This is a genomic window from Mesorhizobium sp. LNJC394B00, from assembly GCF_000502555.1.
Classification (GTDB): Bacteria; Pseudomonadota; Alphaproteobacteria; order Rhizobiales; family Rhizobiaceae; genus Mesorhizobium.
In genome coordinates this window covers 101,388-117,224 of the sequence record NZ_AYWH01000008.1, presented here as the reverse complement: position 1 = coordinate 117,224, position 15,837 = coordinate 101,388, and the positions used below count along the sequence as shown (strand labels likewise).

The following is a 15,837-nucleotide window of genomic DNA, read 5'->3' as shown; positions in this document are numbered from 1 at the left end:
ACCGCCAGGTATTTTATGCCGAGTGTATTATGCCGGTTCCTGTAAATTCGCTATTACACTTTTGTTTCAAGATTGCGACGAGGCCAGGCTCGGGCGAGCCCGGGCCGCCGCAATCATCGATCCCGCGTTATCGGGCCCTTGCGGATGAAACCTTTCTCCGGTGTCTCGCGTTGTGTCGGGCAAAGGAGACGAAGATGTCTATTCACTTCACTGTCTCTGGCCTGACCAGGAACCTGTTCCACTCGCTGGGGCTGGACCATGAGCGGGCGCCGAGAGCGCTCGATCCCGAACAGAGCCTGTTGCTGGAATGCTATCTGGCCGGACAGATTCCGGAATCCGCCTGGGCCGACTACGTCTTCGAGACGCCGGAACTGCAGCGGCATGTCGATATCAGACGCCCGCACAACTGATCAGAGCAACTTCAGGAAAAGTGTGAGTCGTTTTTCCGGGAAAAGCGCGTAGCGCTTTCCCCTGGGAATTGCGTAAAGACAACGAGAGAGGGGGTCGCCGTTTCTGTGAAAACGGTGAAACGCTCGCCCGCTCGCCTACTGCTTGGGCGAAGCGAATTGCACGGTGAAGACATTGCCCGCGACGCCTTGCGCCAGCGTCGGCGAGAAGCTCAACGGGAGGCACTTTTGCAGGGCAGTGGTTGCGGCGTCGACGAATGACTTCCTGGTATCGGCATCGCCATCGACCTTGATCCTGATGTCAGACTTTACGGCATGAGACGGGCCTGATGGCGCATCGGCGAAAAGCAAAAGGCCGGCATTGCGCCGACCTTTCCCTTCACCCTTGCGCCAGTACATCCGTGGTCGCGCGGTGCCTTCAATAGACAGCGTTCTGGTTAATGAATCCTTAGCTTTACGCGCTGGCCTGCGACTTCACATAGGCGATGTAGCCGCGCACGTCGCCGGCCGGCTCGGCATAGGCCTTGCCGAGTTTCTTCTCCATCGCCGCGACATACTCCTTGGCCCATTTTGGCAGCGCATAGTCGATGACGGCCAGGAACTCCAGCGTCGATGCCAGGCGTATGTCGGCGATCGACGGGTGCTTGCCGCCGATGAACGGCTTGCCGTCCCTGAAGAAGGAGTGAAACACCTCCAGCGGCTCGGCAATCGCCGCCATGGCGGCCTTCTGCGCCTCGGACTTCTTCTCCGGATGAGCGTCGCTATGGCCGACCTCGCCGGCATAGTGCGGGAAACCCAGCGCCGGATAGGTGGCGCGCGCCACATAGGGGTAGAGCGTGCCGATCAGGTAGAACATGGCGCTGTCGACCATCGCCCGCTTGGCCGGTGCCTTGGGATAGAATTTCTCCAGCCCGTGCTTGTTGGCGAGATACTGCATGATGGCACAGCTCTCCCACAGCACGCCGCGCGGCAGCCCCTTGTCCTCGATCATCGGCGTCAGATGCGCCGGATTGCGCGCCATATATTCCGGCGACCGCGTGTGGCCCCAGGCGTCGGTCTCGGCGGCGTCGAACCCGGCTGCACGGGCAAACACCCGAACGGTCATGTTGTTGACGCTTGGCTTCAGCATCGAGAGCTTCAGCGCAGGTTTTTTCGCCGCCTTGGCCTTCGGCGCGGATTTCCTGGCAGCCGGCCTCGTCGCGGTTTTGGCGGCCGGCTTTGCGGCTGCCTTCGGCGCGGCCTTTACGGCCGCTTTTGCCGCCGGCTTCACTGCCTCTTTTACTGCTGGCTTGGCCGCTGGTTTGCCAGCGCTCTTAACTGTCTTTGCCATTGTGGTCCTCCCCTTTTGCTGGCCGTCGGTATGGATTCTTCGGCGTCCGGTCGTCTGACAAGGTCGCGCGCGACCATTCGACCAGCGTCTGGATCGCGTCGGCAAGGTGTACTTCGGCGATGTTGTAGTCGCCGCGCGCAACGCGCAGCTTGTGCGCCTGCATCAGCACGTCGGCATGGGTGAAACCTGCCGGCGGATCGAAGCGATAGGAGGCGAGTTCGATCAAGAGGCCGAGCGGATCCTCGAAATAGATCGAATCCATGAAGCCGCGATCCTTGACGCCGCTGTGCTTGATGGCGCGCTCATCGAGCCGAGCGACCGCCTGCAGGAAGGTCACGCGCGACANGACACCGAGAACGCAATATGATGGACGCAGCCCGGTTCGGTCGGCGTGCGCCGCTTGACCGGCGTGCGGCTCTCGTCGGTGAAGACGGTGATCAGCCTGCCGTCGCCGGGATCGAAATAAAGATGGCTTTCGCTTGGCTTGTCGAGGTTGGGCTGCTCGAAAATGAACGGCATGCCGAGCACGCCCTCCCAGAAATCGATCGAGGTCTGGCGGCCGGCGCCGACGAGCGTGATGTGATGGACGCCCTGCGACTGCAGTTTCTGCATCGGTCTCCTCCTCGCCGACCCCTCGCCTTCCGGGGCGAGCTTGGATCCCGCCACCTCATACCATCGCCGCACGCCATGCGCGTGGCCGATGTGCATGCCTGGCGGCGTTTCCCCCTATCTGTTCCCCGGCGTTTTGCGCGCCGTAACGAGCCCTTTGGAAAGGCTTCGTACAATGATGCTAGTGCAATTGGCAGCGCCGCGCCAGAAGCGACGATAGCTAACGATGCGTGGAGAGCCAAGCGCTCAAGGTTGTCGAATCTTGGCTAAGCGACGGCTCTAAGTTCGGCCTCCGCCAGCGTGCCCAGGCCCGCGCATTCGGCGCATGCCATGGTCTGCCCGGGACAGCCGGCCCGATGCGTACCTTGCGGGCAGCAATGCCCTTTCGACTCACGCCATTTCAAGCAATCGAAAACCTGCCCGCTGCCGTGACAGCGCGAGCATATCATTTTTGCCGAACTCATACTTGCTATGCCCAACCAAATCCGCGTTGCCGCAGATGCTATCCCCGCACCGCAAGTAACAGAGATCGCTACGCTTTCAAGCGTCGCGGCCTGACTTAAATTGGGTGTATTCGGGTGCGCGGACTTGCCGAATTTCGCTGATGCCGCCGACCCTCGCGGTCACACGCGATCCGCGCGGCTGCTGCCCGAAATTTTCGATGATGCGGAAGGAAAGTCGTTGCTTGGTACGCCCAAGGGGAATCGAACCCCTGTTCCCGCCGTGAGAGGGCGGTGTCCTGACCGCTAGACGATGGGCGCGTTCAAGAACCGGCGATATAGGCTGACGGTTTGGAAAAAGCAACTGGCTTCGAACGGCCGGACCGCTTCTGTGCAATGTCGGTTCGTGGACCTAGCGTTTCGGCTCGATCAGGTCCCACAGATTGCCATAGAGGTCGGCGAAAACCGCCACGGTGCCGTAAGGCTCATGGCGTGGCGTTTCGTGGAACTCGACGCCGTTTTCCAGCATCGTCGCATGGTCCCTGGCAAAATCATCGGTTTCGAGAAACAAAACCACGCGGCCTCCGGTCTGGTCGCCGACGCGGCTCTTCTGCACATCGTCCAACGCTTCCGCCAGAAGCAGCCGGGGCCCTTGCCCGACCGCCGGCGTTACCGTCACCCAGCGCTTGCCGTCGCCGAGCTCGATGTCGTCGCAGAGGACAAAGCCAAGCTTGCCGACATACCAGGCGATCGCCTCGTCATAGTCGGCGACGACGAGCGTGATGGTTGCGATGCGGCGATGGTCGGCAAACCCGGTCATTGTTTCGGCCCGCTCATTTGTTGCGGATGGCGAAGCGGCCGATGATACGGCGCTCGGCGATGTCGTAGACGAAGATGGTGCGGCTGCCGTCGCTGATCTCGGCGTCGATCGAAATGCGATTGCCCGACAGAGCCTGGCTGATCACCTTGGCTCCGACCGGGAGCACTATGTCGGCCACGAGCGGCTCGCCGGGCGGAACTGGAATGTCGTTGGCGAGCGGCGGGTTCGCGGGCGGCGCTTTGCGCGATTTGTAGACAATGGCCGCGATCACCACCATAAGGGCCAGCAAAAGCAGGCCGAGATTGATGGCCATGAAACGGATGAGCCTGCCGCGCACCTTTTCGATCTCGGGATCGAGCGGCTTTTCTTCTTCATCGGCAACGGGCCGGGCCATGGCAGAACTTTCCGGAACTTTTTTCGATGAGCGCTCATAGCGAAGAGACCCCTGAATTGATAGAGGCTGGACAATTCATAGAGGCGGCGCCGACCGTGCTCGAAGCCGGCGCGGAAGCGGCCGGCCAGCGCCTCGACCAGTGGCTGGCGAGCGCCCTCGGGCCTGACATGTCGCGCAGCCGGGTGCAGATGCTGATCCGGCAAGGTGCCGTTTCGATCGACGGCAAGCCGGTCGACGAGACCAAGCGCAAAATGAGTGCCGGCGAGCGCGTATCGGTCGTCATGCCCAAGCCCGAACCGGCCGAACCGCAAGGCGAGCCCATCGCGCTCGACGTGCTTTATGAGGACGACGAGCTGATCGTCATCAACAAGCCGGCCGGCCTCGTCGTCCATCCCGGCGCCGGCAACTGGACCGGCACGCTGGTCAATGCCCTGATCCACCACTGCGGCGACAGTCTTTCAGGCATTGGCGGCGTCAGGCGGCCGGGCATCGTCCATCGGCTGGACAAGGAAACCAGCGGCGTCATGGTGGTGGCCAAGACCGACCGCGCCCACAAGGCGCTGTCGGAGGCCTTTGCCGACCACGGCCGCACCGGCGACCTCGAACGTGCCTATCTGGCGCTGGTCTGGGGAATCCCGTCGCGGCCGGCCGGAACGGTCGATGCGCCGCTTGGCCGTGCCGCCGACCGCGTGCGCCGCGCCGTCGTGCCGGAAGGCCGTGACGATGCCCGCCACGCCGTGACCCATTTCACCGTCAAGGAGCGTTTCGGCGAGGGCCAGCAGGCGTTCGCCACCGCCAGCCTGGTCGAATGCCGGCTGGAAACCGGCCGCACCCACCAGATCCGCGTCCACATGGCCCATATCGGCCATCCCGTCATCGGCGACCCCGATTACGGCCAGGCCTTCCGCACCAAGGCCAACCGGCTGCCCGAGCGGCTGAAGGGTCAGGTCAAGGCATTTTCCAGGCAAGCTTTGCATGCCTGGCTCCTTGCATTTCGGCACCCGGCTACCCATTTATCGATGAGGTTCGAGGCGCCGATACCGGGGGACATGGAGGAACTCGTCGGCGGCTTTCGCAAACTCTGAACCCGAGCAATTCCAGGAAAAGTGTGAAACGGTTTTCCGTCCGGAATTGCGTCTAAACAAGCCAGCTAAAACCTGAGCGGCATTGTTCACTTCAGCGTGACACACTGTTTCGTGTTGAACAAATGCCTGTCTTTTCTGGTTTTGTTCCTATATAAATCAGTTGCCGCGGGCGAGCCTTTTGGTGCTCGCGTCACATGCCCGCCGCGTTTCGGGGGCATCACTCCAATAGAGAGGGGGCGCAATCATGGCCCAGTCACTACCCAGTATTGTTTCCGGCGAAGGCGGCCTCAGCCGCTACCTGGAAGAAATCCGCCGCTTTCCCATGCTTCAGCCGCAGGAAGAGTACATGCTCGCCAAGCGCTACGCCGAGCATGAAGACACCAGCGCTGCGCACAAGCTCGTCACCAGCCACCTTCGGCTCGTTGCCAAGATCGCCATGGGCTATCGCGGCTACGGCCTGCCGATCGGCGAAGTGATCTCGGAAGGCAATGTCGGCCTGATGCAGGCCGTCAAGAAATTCGAACCCGAGCGTGGCTTCCGCCTCGCGACCTACGCCATGTGGTGGATCAAGGCCTCGATCCAGGAGTACATCCTGCGCTCGTGGAGCCTGGTCAAGATGGGCACGACCGCCAATCAGAAGCGCCTGTTCTTCAACCTGCGCAAGGTGAAGGGCAAGATCCAGGCGCTGGACGATGGCGACCTCAAGCCCGACCAGATCACCGAGATCGCCACCCGGCTGAACGTGTCGGAAGCCGAAGTCGTGTCGATGAACCGCCGCCTGTCGGGCGACGCGTCGCTGAACGCGCCGATCCGCGCCAGCGAAGGTGAATCCGGCGAATGGCAGGACTGGCTGGTCGATGACCACGAAAGCCAGGAAGACATGCTGATCGAACAGGACGAGCTGGAAAACCGCCGCGGCATGCTGTCGGGTGCTTTGGCCGTGCTCAACGATCGTGAGCGGCGCATCTTCGAGGCACGCCGCCTCGCCGAGGAGCCGCTGACGCTGGAAGAGCTGTCGTCCGAGTTCGACATCAGCCGCGAGCGCGTGCGCCAGATCGAGGTGCGCGCCTTCGAGAAGGTGCAGGACGCGGTCAAGGCCGCCGCCAAGCGCCAGATGCAGGCGCTGCGCACGATCGAGGCGCAGCCCGCGGCGTAAAGCCGGGTTCGGCTAAGGAACAGAAGGCGGCGTCGGGAAACCGGCGCCGCCTTTTTTGTTTTGTCGTCCGTCGGCGGTTAGCGAAAGTCGGGCAACAGCTGATCTCCCCCCTTGAGGGGGAGATTGGCAGCTTCGGCGACGGCGCCACCAGCATGAACCGATCTACAGCCCATCCAGCGGAAACTTGAGATACCTTCGGCCGTTGGCCTCCGGTTCCGGCAGCCGTCCACCATTCATGTTGACCTGCAGCGCATGCAGGATCAGCCGCGGCATCGGCAGTGTCTTGTCGCGCGCTTCGCGCAAGTCGACGAACTCGGCTTCGCTGCGCGCCGCAACGAGGTGGATATTCTTTGCCCTCTGCTCGGCGACCGTGCTCTCCCAGCACGGCTCGCGGCCGCCGGCCTGATAGTCGTGGCCGACGAACACGCGCGTATCGTCCGGCAGCGCCAGAATGCCCTCAATCGAATGCCACAGCCGCGCGGCACTGCCGCCGGGAAAGTCCGTCCTTGCCGAGCCGCTGTCGGGCATGAACAGCGTGTCGTGGACGAAGGCTGCGTCGCCGACGACATAGGTGATCGAGGCGAGCGTGTGGCCGGGCGAGAACAGCACCTTGACCGGCAGGTTGCCGATCATGAACGTTTCGCCTTCCCCAAACAGCCGGTCCCACTGCGAGCCGTCTGCGGGGAAATCCGGCCAGTTGTAGATCGCCTTCCACAGCGCCTGGACTTCGATGATCCTGTCGCCGATCGCCGTCGGCGCGCCGGTCTTTTCCCGGAGATAGTGCGCCGCCGAGAAATGATCGGCATGCGGATGGGTGTCCAGGATCCACTCGAGCTCCAGCCCGTTTTCGCGGATAAAATCCAGCAAGGCGTCGGCATTCTTCGTCGCCGTCGCGCCGGATTTTTCGTCGAAATCGAGGATCGGGTCGATGACGGCGCAGCGTCTCGTCACCGGGTCGGTGACGACATACTGGATGGCGCCGGTCGGCTTGTCGTAGAAGCCGGCGACCTCAGGTTTGGCCGAAGCGATGTCCAATATCCGGCTCCCCTGCCCCTTGCCCGACAGGAACCGTTTTCTCCGTCGGGGCTGAACAAGAGCATGGTCATCTGGCAAAGCGCGCCGGTCAAGCACGCCTTGCCACAAATAGGACTGAAGCCCGAAATAGCTCCGACGGAGAAAACCTAGGCTGACGGCTGCTTGGTCTTCCTGAGATAGGGCAGGATCGTCTCGAAAGCGCCAAAACGCTTGACCGCATCTTCGTTCGAAACCGCGGCGGTGATGATCACATCCTCGCCCTGCTTCCAGTTGGCCGGCGTCGCCACCTGGTGCTTGGCGGTCAGCTGCATGGAATCGACCGCGCGCAGGATCTCGTCGAAGTTGCGGCCCGTCGTCATTGGGTAAGTCAGCACCAGCTTGATCTTCTTGTCCGGCCCGACGACATAGACCGAGCGCACCGTGGCGTTGTCGGCCGGCGTGCGGCCTTCCGACGTCTCGCCGGCGCCCGCCGGCAGCATGCCATAAAGCTTGGCCACCTTGAGGTCCTTGTCGCCGATCAGCGGGTAGTTCACCGTCTGGCCGGTCGCCGTCTTGATGTCGGCCTGCCACTTGTCGTGGCTCGCAACGGGATCGACGGAAATGCCGATGACCTTGACGTTGCGCTTCTTGAACTCGCCTTCGAGCCCCGCCATCGTGCCCAGCTCGGTGGTGCAGACCGGGGTGAAATTCTTCGGATGGCTGAACAGGATCGCCCAGCCGTCGCCGATCCAGTCATGAAACTTGATCGGCCCTTGCGTGGTCTCGGCGGTGAAGTCAGGCGCGATGTCGTTGATACGAAGGCTCATGGCATTATTCCCCAGCAACAGATTTCGTCAGGAGCGGCCGTGGACGGCGTCAACGCTCCGGCATTCCCGCATCTTAGCGCAAAAATCGCGGCTGCAGGACAATAGGAAACTATTATTGGCGACCGAACGAGCACTTTCGTTCTACGGACCGACGTTGGGCCGACAATCTTTCGTTTGTGCGGGGAAGACTCAGGCCTTGTTGACCGCCAGCGACGTGGCCAGGTCTTCCATGCGCTGGGCGAGCGCGCCGAGCGCGCTGGTCAGCACGGTGTCGTTCTTGTCGGCCTTGGTCAGCGCTTCGTCGCGCGTCTTGCGCAGTGTCTGCACTTCGGTCTCCATGCCCTTGACCCGCTTCTGCAGCTCCGAAAGCTCGTCCATCACCATGATGCCGGCCATCACCGTCAGCCGCTGGTCGCCGATCTCGCCGAACGAATCCTTCAGATGCGAGACATAACGGTCGAACCGCTCGGCGAGGTCGATCAGGTGCTCTTCCTGACCCTCGTCGCAAGCCATGCGATACTGCTTGCCGTCGATGGAAACCGTGACCTGTGCCATGGCCTGCAGCTCCTACCTGTCCAGCACCGCGCGGATGGTTTCCATGGCGGTCACCAAGCGGCGCGACACTTCCTTGTTGGCATCTTCCAGCCGTTCGGCGCGGGCTTCGGAATTGTCGAGTTCCTGCGCCAGCCGTGAACGGTCGGCGTTCATGCGCTGCACCTCAGCCTCGGCTTCGGAATAGTCGCGCTCGTGCTCGAGCTTGGCCGCGACGGCGTTTTCCAGCCCCTCGATGGCCTTGCCCAGCCTGTGGATGACTTCCTTGAGTGTGGTTTCGCCGGTCATGGCCTTCGTCCTGTGCCCTGCCCATCACCGAATCGCTTCGCGTTCAGAACGCGTTAACAAGGAAACATTAGGCACCGGGTGAAGGCAACGTCAACAAAGCTCTCGCGACTGTCCCCCGCTAACGCTAATGTAGGTCGCCCCATAAGGTCTCAAAGCCATCACAAGACCGGCAAATGTGCAGCCGATTTGTTGACTAAAAGCCCGTGGCTGCTATGTGTCGCGCACTCTTTCCTGGGCTCTGCCAAGCCCACAAATCCCCACCCCGGAGGTACCATGACGTCGCGTGAACAACATGACCGGATGGCCAATGCGATCCGTTTTCTCTCCATGGACGCCGTCGAGAAGTCCCAGTCCGGCCATCCCGGCCTGCCCATGGGCTGCGCCGACATCGCCACAGTGCTGTTCACCCGCTTTCTGAAATATGATCCGAAGAACCCCCATTGGCCGGACCGAGACCGCTTCATCCTGTCGGCCGGCCACGGTTCTATGCTGCTCTACTCGCTGCTGCATCTGACCGGTTACGAGGACATGACCCTCGACCAGATCAAGCATTTCCGCCAGCTGGGTTCCAAGACTGCCGGCCATCCCGAATACGGCCATGCCACCGGCATCGAGACGACGACCGGCCCGCTCGGCCAGGGTCTCGCCAATTCGGTCGGCTTCGCGCTCGGCGAGCGCATCATGAACGCCGCCTTCGGCAACGACCTCGTCGACCACTACACCTATGTGCTGGCCGGCGACGGCTGCCTGATGGAAGGTGTTTCCCAGGAAGCCATCGCGCTGGCCGGCCACCTCAAGCTCAACAAGCTGATCGTCTTCTGGGACAACAACAACATCTCGATCGACGGTCCGGTTTCGCTTGCAGACAACACCGACCAGGTCGCCCGCTTCCAGGCCTCGGGCTGGAATGCCAGCCACATTGACGGCACCGACCCCGAGGCGATCGCCTACGCCATCGAAGCCGCCCGCCATTCCGACAAGCCGACGATGATCGCCTGCAAGACGACCATCGGCTTCGGCGCCCCGACCAAGGCCGGCACCAACAAGGCGCACGGTTCGCCGCTCGGCGCCGACGAGATCGCAGGCGCGCGGAAATTCTTCAACTGGGACTCGCCGCCCTTCGAAATTCCGGCCGACATTCTCGACGCCTGGCGCACCGCCGGCAAGGCCGGCGCCAAGCCGCGCACCGACTGGGAAGGCCGGCTCGCCAAGGCCAAGCCCGAGCTGAAGGCCGAGTTCGAGCGCCGCCTCGCCGGCAAGCTGCCGTCGAATTTCGATGCCGTCATTGCCGACTACAGGAAGAAGCTGTCGGCCGACAAGCCGAAGGTCGCCACCCGCAAATCGTCGGAAATGGCGCTGGAAGTCATCAACGGCGCGGTGCCGGAAACCATCGGCGGCTCTGCCGACCTGACGGGCTCCAACAACACCAAGACCAGCCAGACCAAGAACATCACGCCGGACGATTACGGCCAGCGCTATGTCCACTACGGCATCCGCGAGCATGGCATGGCGGCCGCCCTCAACGGCCTGACGCTGCATGGCGGCCTCATCGCCTACGGTGGCACCTTCATGTGCTTCTCTGACTATGCCCGTCCGTCGATGCGGCTGGCGTCGCTGATGGGCATCCGCTCGATCTTCGTCATGACCCATGATTCGATCGGTTTGGGCGAAGACGGCCCGACCCACCAGCCGGTCGAGCACCTGGCGGCGCTCCGCGCCATCCCCAACCACAATGTCTTCCGTCCGGCCGACGCGGTGGAAACCGCCGAATGCTGGCAGATTGCCATTGAATCGGAAAAGACCCCGTCCACCCTGGCGCTGACCCGCCAGAACCTGCCGACGGTGCGCACCGAGCACTCGGCCAGGAACCTCTCGAGCCAGGGCGCCTATGAACTGGCCGCGGCGAGCGGCGAAGCGGCGGTGACGATCTTCGCGACCGGCTCCGAGGTCGAGATCGCGCTCGGCGCCCGTGATTTGCTTGAAAAGCATGGGCACCCGACCCGCGTCATCTCGGTGCCTTGCTTCGAACTGTTCGACCAGCAGAGCGACGCCTACCGCAAGGAGACGATCGGCAACGCGCCGATCAAGATGGCGATCGAGGCCGGCATCCGCCAGGGCTGGGATCACCTGATCGGCTCCGACGGCATCTTCATCGGCATGACCGGCTTCGGCGCTTCCGGCACCATCGAGCAGCTCTACCCGCATTTCGGCATCACCGCCGAAGCCGCGGCCAAGGCGGCGGAAGCCCGCCTGCACGGCAAGTAAGATCAGGGTCAGTCCCGCGCACCTCCAAGGCGGATTCGCGGGGCTGGACCAACCTAATCGATTTAAATTCGGCCTTCTGCGGCTGGATTCTTGTGCCATCCGCCGCTATGAAGCTGCGGACCCATCTGCCGCCTCCAGCTCCCAGGGAGAGTAAAATGACCGTCAGAGTTGCCATCAACGGATTTGGCCGCATCGGCCGCAACATCCTGCGCGCCATCCATGAATCCGGCCGCAAGGACATCGACGTCGTCGCCGTCAACGACCTCGGCCCGGTCGAGACCAACGCGCATCTGCTGCGCTATGACAGCGTGCACGGCCGCTTCCCGCACGAAGTGTCGGTCTCGGGCGACCAGATCACCGTCGGCAAGGAGACCTTCAAGGTCACCGCGATCAAGGACCCGGCGCAGCTGCCGTGGAAGGAGCTCGGCATCGACATCGCGCTCGAATGCACCGGCATCTTCACCGCCCGCGACAAGGCTGCCGCGCATTTGACCGCCGGCGCCAAGCGCGTCGTCGTCTCCGCGCCTGCCGAAGGTGCTGACCTCACCGTCGTCTACGGCATCAACCACGACAAGCTGACCAAGGACCACATCGTCATTTCGAATGCGTCCTGCACCACCAACTGCCTGGCGCCGCTCGCCGCAGTGCTGCACGAGACCGTCGGCATCGAAAAGGGCATGATGACGACGATCCACTCCTACACCGGCGACCAGCCGACGCTGGACACCATGCACAAGGATCTCTACCGCGGCCGCGCGGCTGCCCTGTCGCAGATCCCGACCTCGACCGGTGCGGCCAAGGCGATCGGCCTGGTGCTGCCCGACCTCAAGGGCAAGCTCGACGGCATCTCGATCCGCGTGCCGACCCCCAACGTCTCGGTCGTCGACTTCAAGTTCATCGCCAAGCGCGCCACCACCGTGCAGGAGATAAACGAAGCGGTGATCGCCGCCTCCAACGGCAAGCTGAAGGGCATTCTCGGCGTCACCCATCATCCGAATGTGTCGATCGACTTCAACCACGATCCGCGCTCGTCGATCCTGGCGCTCGACCAGACCAAGGTCATGGACGGCAACTTCGTTTCGGTGCTGTCCTGGTACGACAATGAGTGGGGCTTCTCCAACCGCATGGCCGACACCTCGGTCGCCTTTGGCAAGACCATCGCCTGACCTGAAGGCATCGTCTCGCAGCTTCGAACGCCCGGCTGTGCCCGGGCGTTTTTCGTCAGCGCGCCGGGCAAGGCGCGCCGAGCCGCCAAACGCCGGAAAATCAGCGGCATAAGGCAAAAAGCCATCCTTGCGCCTTGCACCGGCCATGCCTTCGCCCCACTCTCCCGTGAATCGGTAGAAAGAGGAATTCGAGGGGCAAATCACGGATGGAGCATGCGATCTATCTCGTCACGCTGGTCGGCACAGCGCTAGTCGTCGCCGCAGCGTTCTCGAGCCTGATCGCCTTCCGCTTCGGCGCCCCTTTGCTGCTGCTCTTCCTCTGCATCGGCCTCGCCAGCGGCGTCGATGGTCTCGGCATCGAATTCGACAATGCGCGCGTGGCATATTTTGCCGGCTCGCTGGCGCTGGCGGTCATCCTGTTCGATTCCGGTTTCGGCACGCCGCTCAACGCGCTGCGCCAGGCGACCGGACCGGCGGTGTCGCTGGCGACCTTCGGCGTAATCCTGACCACTGGCCTGTTCGGCGCCGCCTCCTATTACCTGCTCGACCTCAGCTGGCTGGAATCCTTCCTGCTCGGCGCCGCGGTCGCCTCGACCGATGCGGCGGCCGTCTTCTTCCTGCTACGCGCCGGCGAGATCAATCTGCGCGAACGCGTGCGCGCGACACTGGAAGTCGAATCCGGCACCAACGACCCGATCGCCATCTTCCTGACCATCACGCTGGTCGAGATCATCGCCGCCCACGCCAATCCCGAGACCCATGTGCTGGTCACCGACCTGATCCTCGGCTTCCTGCTCAATATGGGGCTCGGCGCCGTCGTCGGCGTGCTTGGCGGGCTCGGCATCGTGCGCCTCGTCGACCGGCTCAACCTTGACCATGGCTTGCTGCCGATCTTCGTGCTGACCCTGTCGCTGATGGTGTTCGCCGCCGCCGGCGCCATTGGCGGCTCGGGCTTCCTGGCGGTCTATCTCGCCGGGCTGATTGCCGGCAACTCCGACATCCGCGCCGTCACCATCCTGAAGCGCTTCCAGGACGGCATGTCGTGGCTGGCACAGATCATCATGTTCCTGATCCTCGGCCTGTTCGCGACACCCTCGCAGTTTCCGGCGATCATGGTGCCGGCGGTGCTGCTCGGCCTGTTCCTGATGTTTGTCGCGCGCCCTGTCGCCGTCTGGCTCTGCCTGATCCCGTTCCGCCTGCCGCGTCCCGAGATCGCCTTCGTCTCCTGGGTCGGCCTGCGCGGCGCCGTGTCCATCCTGCTTGCCATCACCCCGCTGCTCGGCGGACTGGAGAACGGCCGCACCATCTTCAACGTCGCCTTCATCATCGTGCTGGTATCGCTGGTGGTGCAGGGCTGGTCGGTCGGTCCGCTGGCGCGCCGGCTCGGCCTGATCGTGCCGGCGAGGCTTGGGCCGCTCGACAAGGTCGAACTCGAACTGCCGGGCTCCGCCCACCACGAACTGCTCGCCTACCGCGTCGCGCCCGGCAGCCCGGTGGCGCGCGGCGAGCGTATCCCGCGCTGGGCACGGCCCTCGTTGGTGCTGCGCGACGGCCGCTCGATGCGTTTCCAGGACATGGGCCGGCTCGCGGCCGGCGACCAGGTTTACATCTTCGTGCCCGACCGCTATCCGCGCCTGCTTGACAAGCTGTTTGCCAGCCGCGCCGTAGTCGACCCCGAGGATGCCGACTTCTTCGGCGCCTTCGCCGTCGATCCCGCCCGCTCGGCCGCAGAGCTCGAGGCCGCATACACTCCGGGATTGAGCGAAGCCGAGCAGAAGCTCACCGTCGGCGCGCTGGTGACGGCGCGGCTCGGCGGCCATGCCGAATATGCCGACCGGGTGCTGATCGGCCCGATCGAATTGATCGTCCGCGACGTCGACGACAAGGGCAAGATCACCGGTCTCGGCCTCTCCTTCGAGCCGACCGCGCCGGTGGCGCGGGTTCCGGTGTTCCTGAGCGCCGGCGAGATCGGCGATCGTGTCTCCGCCTTCATCCGCAACTGGCGCAAGCCGACCGAGACGCAGACTGCAGAGGCGACAGCCAATGAGAAGGCCCTTGAGCCGACGGCGGAAAAGATAACGACAGAAGGCTGACAAGCGATCGGTTCACGCTGACGTCCCGCATCATCACGACAGCCTTCGCCTTGATCTCAAAATTTAGCTCGCACCCCGGCTCAAGCCTTGCATCGTCATCGATGCGAGGTATGGTCCCGGCGATTTTCCACGGAAAGGAACCCGCATGGCCGCCTTCAAGACACTCGACGATATCGGCAATATCAGCGGCAAGCGCGTGCTGGTGCGCGTCGACCTCAACGTTCCCGTCGCCGATGGCAAGGTCACCGACGCCACCCGAATCGAACGCATCGCACCGACCATCGCCGAACTGTCCGGCAAGGGCGCCAAGGTCATCCTGCTCGCGCATTTCGGCCGCCCGAAGGATGGTCCCTCGCCCGAATTCTCGCTGAGGCCGATCGCCAAGGCTACCGCGGAGGTGCTTGGCCGCCCGGTCGGCTTTGCCAGCGATTGCGTCGGCGACACGGCGGGCAGTGCGGTCGCCGCCATGAACAAGGGCGATGTGCTGCTGCTGGAAAACACCCGCTTCCACAAGACCGAGGAGAAGAACGATCCTGATTTCACAGAGCGGCTCGCCGCCAATGGCGACATCTTCGTCAATGACGCCTTTTCCGCCGCCCACCGGGCGCACTCCTCGACCGAAGGCCTGGCGCGGCTGTTGCCGTCCTATGCCGGCCGCACCATGCAGGCCGAGCTCGAGGCGCTGGAGAAGGGGCTCGGCAATCCGGTCCGCCCTGTCGTCGCCATTGTCGGCGGCGCCAAGGTGTCGACCAAGATCGACCTGTTGATGAACCTGGTGAAGAAGGTCGACGCGCTGGTGATCGGCGGCGGCATGGCCAACACTTTTCTCGCCGCGCGTGGCACCGCTGTCGGCAAGTCGCTGTGCGAGCATGACCTTGCCGCGACCGCCAAGCAGATCATGATCGAGGCCGCCGAGGCCGGCTGCGCCATCATCCTGCCTGTCGACGGTGTCGTCGCCAAGGAATTCAAGGCGGGTGCGGCCAGCGAGACCGTTGCCATTTCGGATGTCCCGGCTGACGGCATGATCCTCGATCTCGGCGAAAAGACCGTGAAGACGATCGGTGAATGGATCGACCGCGCCGCGACGCTGGTCTGGAACGGCCCGCTCGGCGCCTTCGAGATCGAGCCTTTCGACCACGCCACGGTGGCGGCGGCCAGGCACGCGGCGGCCCGCACCAGGGCCGGCAAGCTGGTCTCGGTCGCCGGTGGCGGCGATACGGTGGCCGCCCTCAACCATGCCGGCGTCGCCGACGACTTCACCTATGTCTCGACCGCCGGCGGCGCTTTCCTCGAATGGATGGAAGGCAAGCCGCTGCCCGGCGTCGACGTGCTGAAGAAACAAGCCTGACCGGATCGGGGGCGCAAAAACGGACGCCAGGAACTTTCAATCG

The 15,837-nt window shown here is 63.4% G+C and carries 15 protein-coding genes, 1 tRNA gene and 1 pseudogene; 7 read left to right on the top strand and 10 right to left on the bottom strand.

The window, feature by feature from the left end; all coding sequences use genetic code 11:
- Positions 1-194: 194 nt before the first annotated feature.
- On the top strand, positions 195-410 hold the full coding sequence (locus X751_RS140615; protein ID WP_023690098.1) for a hypothetical protein: 216 nt from the start codon (positions 195-197) through the stop codon (positions 408-410).
- Between the two features lie 135 nt (positions 411-545).
- Here the strand turns inward: X751_RS140615 and X751_RS1000000167115 are convergent, their stop codons facing one another.
- From X751_RS1000000167115 to X751_RS140635, 6 genes and pseudogenes are all read right to left on the bottom strand, one after another.
- On the bottom strand, positions 546-806 hold the full coding sequence (locus tag X751_RS1000000167115; RefSeq protein ID WP_032887139.1) for a hypothetical protein: 261 nt from the start codon (positions 804-806) through the stop codon (positions 546-548).
- A 55-nt stretch (positions 807-861) separates the two neighbouring features.
- Positions 862-1,737 (bottom strand): glutathione S-transferase family protein, encoded by an 876-nt coding sequence (locus X751_RS140620; protein ID WP_023696433.1) that lies wholly within the window; start codon positions 1,735-1,737, stop codon positions 862-864.
- Positions 1,721-2,349 (bottom strand): annotated as a pseudogene (locus X751_RS01000000164120) (VOC family protein). Before X751_RS01000000164120 ends, X751_RS140620 begins: the two are co-directional and overlap by 17 nt.
- A 683-nt stretch (positions 2,350-3,032) precedes the next feature.
- Positions 3,033-3,107, bottom strand: a tRNA-Glu gene (locus X751_RS140625).
- Positions 3,108-3,198: 91 nt separating this feature from the next.
- Entirely contained in the window at positions 3,199-3,606 is a 408-nt protein-coding gene (locus X751_RS140630; RefSeq protein ID WP_023735221.1) for a VOC family protein, read from the bottom strand.
- 13 nt (positions 3,607-3,619) lie between these two features.
- Entirely contained in the window at positions 3,620-4,000 is a 381-nt protein-coding gene (locus tag X751_RS140635; RefSeq protein WP_023735222.1) for a hypothetical protein, read from the bottom strand.
- 26 nt (positions 4,001-4,026) lie between these two features.
- Here X751_RS140635 and X751_RS140640 point away from each other — a divergent pair, with 26 nt between their 5' ends.
- Positions 4,027-5,085: an RluA family pseudouridine synthase gene (locus tag X751_RS140640; protein ID WP_023745781.1), complete on the top strand. Its 1,059-nt coding sequence runs from the start codon at positions 4,027-4,029 to the stop codon at positions 5,083-5,085.
- Between the two features lie 244 nt (positions 5,086-5,329).
- Complete coding sequence (gene rpoH / locus X751_RS140645) at positions 5,330-6,241, top strand: RNA polymerase sigma factor RpoH (protein ID WP_023670124.1); 912 nt, start codon at positions 5,330-5,332, stop codon at positions 6,239-6,241.
- Positions 6,242-6,403: 162 nt separating this feature from the next.
- On the opposite strand, the gene X751_RS140650 is transcribed toward rpoH, so the two are convergent.
- The 4 genes from X751_RS140650 to X751_RS140665 all read right to left on the bottom strand — a co-directional run bounded on the left by X751_RS140650 (position 6,404) and on the right by X751_RS140665 (position 8,922).
- A complete protein-coding gene (locus X751_RS140650) occupies positions 6,404-7,276 on the bottom strand; it encodes an MBL fold metallo-hydrolase (protein ID WP_023690091.1) in 873 nt (290 codons plus the stop codon).
- Between the two features lie 146 nt (positions 7,277-7,422).
- The gene (locus X751_RS140655) at positions 7,423-8,082 is read right to left on the bottom strand and encodes a peroxiredoxin (RefSeq protein WP_023683982.1); all 660 of its coding nucleotides are present in this window, start codon (positions 8,080-8,082) and stop codon (positions 7,423-7,425) included.
- 189 nt (positions 8,083-8,271) lie between these two features.
- Complete coding sequence (locus X751_RS140660) at positions 8,272-8,637, bottom strand: cell division protein ZapA (protein WP_023670127.1); 366 nt, start codon at positions 8,635-8,637, stop codon at positions 8,272-8,274.
- Positions 8,638-8,649: 12 nt separating this feature from the next.
- A complete protein-coding gene (locus X751_RS140665) occupies positions 8,650-8,922 on the bottom strand; it encodes a DUF4164 domain-containing protein (RefSeq protein WP_023670128.1) in 273 nt (90 codons plus the stop codon).
- 273 nt (positions 8,923-9,195) lie between these two features.
- Between X751_RS140665 and tkt the strand changes: the two genes are divergently transcribed.
- From tkt to X751_RS140685, 4 genes are all read left to right on the top strand, one after another.
- On the top strand, positions 9,196-11,187 hold the full coding sequence (gene tkt, locus X751_RS140670; protein ID WP_023745780.1) for a transketolase: 1,992 nt from the start codon (positions 9,196-9,198) through the stop codon (positions 11,185-11,187).
- Between the two features lie 155 nt (positions 11,188-11,342).
- The gene (gene gap / locus X751_RS140675) at positions 11,343-12,353 is read left to right on the top strand and encodes a type I glyceraldehyde-3-phosphate dehydrogenase (protein WP_023683984.1); all 1,011 of its coding nucleotides are present in this window, start codon (positions 11,343-11,345) and stop codon (positions 12,351-12,353) included.
- A 206-nt stretch (positions 12,354-12,559) separates the two neighbouring features.
- Positions 12,560-14,446 carry a potassium/proton antiporter gene (locus X751_RS140680; protein WP_023745779.1) on the top strand — a complete coding sequence of 629 codons (1,887 nt, stop codon included), beginning with the start codon at positions 12,560-12,562 and terminating at the stop codon, positions 14,444-14,446.
- Positions 14,447-14,591: 145 nt separating this feature from the next.
- Positions 14,592-15,794 carry a phosphoglycerate kinase gene (locus X751_RS140685; RefSeq protein ID WP_023745778.1) on the top strand — a complete coding sequence of 401 codons (1,203 nt, stop codon included), beginning with the start codon at positions 14,592-14,594 and terminating at the stop codon, positions 15,792-15,794.
- Positions 15,795-15,837: the final 43 nt, after the last annotated feature.

What these genes read in the sequence shown, in the direction of transcription:
- X751_RS140640 (WP_023745781.1), top strand. Translation starts at nt 4,027, where the DNA reads ATGAGCGCTCATAGCGAAGAGACCCCTGAATTGATAGAGGCTGGACAA.
- X751_RS140620 (WP_023696433.1), bottom strand. Translation starts at nt 1,737, where the DNA reads ATGGCAAAGACAGTTAAGAGCGCTGGCAAACCAGCGGCCAAGCCAGCA.
- tkt (WP_023745780.1), top strand. Translation starts at nt 9,196, where the DNA reads ATGACGTCGCGTGAACAACATGACCGGATGGCCAATGCGATCCGTTTT.
- rpoH (WP_023670124.1), top strand. Translation starts at nt 5,330, where the DNA reads ATGGCCCAGTCACTACCCAGTATTGTTTCCGGCGAAGGCGGCCTCAGC.
- X751_RS140665 (WP_023670128.1), bottom strand. Translation starts at nt 8,922, where the DNA reads ATGACCGGCGAAACCACACTCAAGGAAGTCATCCACAGGCTGGGCAAG.
- X751_RS140635 (WP_023735222.1), bottom strand. Translation starts at nt 4,000, where the DNA reads ATGGCCCGGCCCGTTGCCGATGAAGAAGAAAAGCCGCTCGATCCCGAG.
- X751_RS140680 (WP_023745779.1), top strand. Translation starts at nt 12,560, where the DNA reads ATGGAGCATGCGATCTATCTCGTCACGCTGGTCGGCACAGCGCTAGTC.
- X751_RS1000000167115 (WP_032887139.1), bottom strand. Translation starts at nt 806, where the DNA reads ATGTACTGGCGCAAGGGTGAAGGGAAAGGTCGGCGCAATGCCGGCCTT.
- X751_RS140660 (WP_023670127.1), bottom strand. Translation starts at nt 8,637, where the DNA reads ATGGCACAGGTCACGGTTTCCATCGACGGCAAGCAGTATCGCATGGCT.
- gap (WP_023683984.1), top strand. Translation starts at nt 11,343, where the DNA reads ATGACCGTCAGAGTTGCCATCAACGGATTTGGCCGCATCGGCCGCAAC.
- X751_RS140685 (WP_023745778.1), top strand. Translation starts at nt 14,592, where the DNA reads ATGGCCGCCTTCAAGACACTCGACGATATCGGCAATATCAGCGGCAAG.
- X751_RS140615 (WP_023690098.1), top strand. Translation starts at nt 195, where the DNA reads ATGTCTATTCACTTCACTGTCTCTGGCCTGACCAGGAACCTGTTCCAC.
- X751_RS140630 (WP_023735221.1), bottom strand. Translation starts at nt 3,606, where the DNA reads ATGACCGGGTTTGCCGACCATCGCCGCATCGCAACCATCACGCTCGTC.
- X751_RS140655 (WP_023683982.1), bottom strand. Translation starts at nt 8,082, where the DNA reads ATGAGCCTTCGTATCAACGACATCGCGCCTGACTTCACCGCCGAGACC.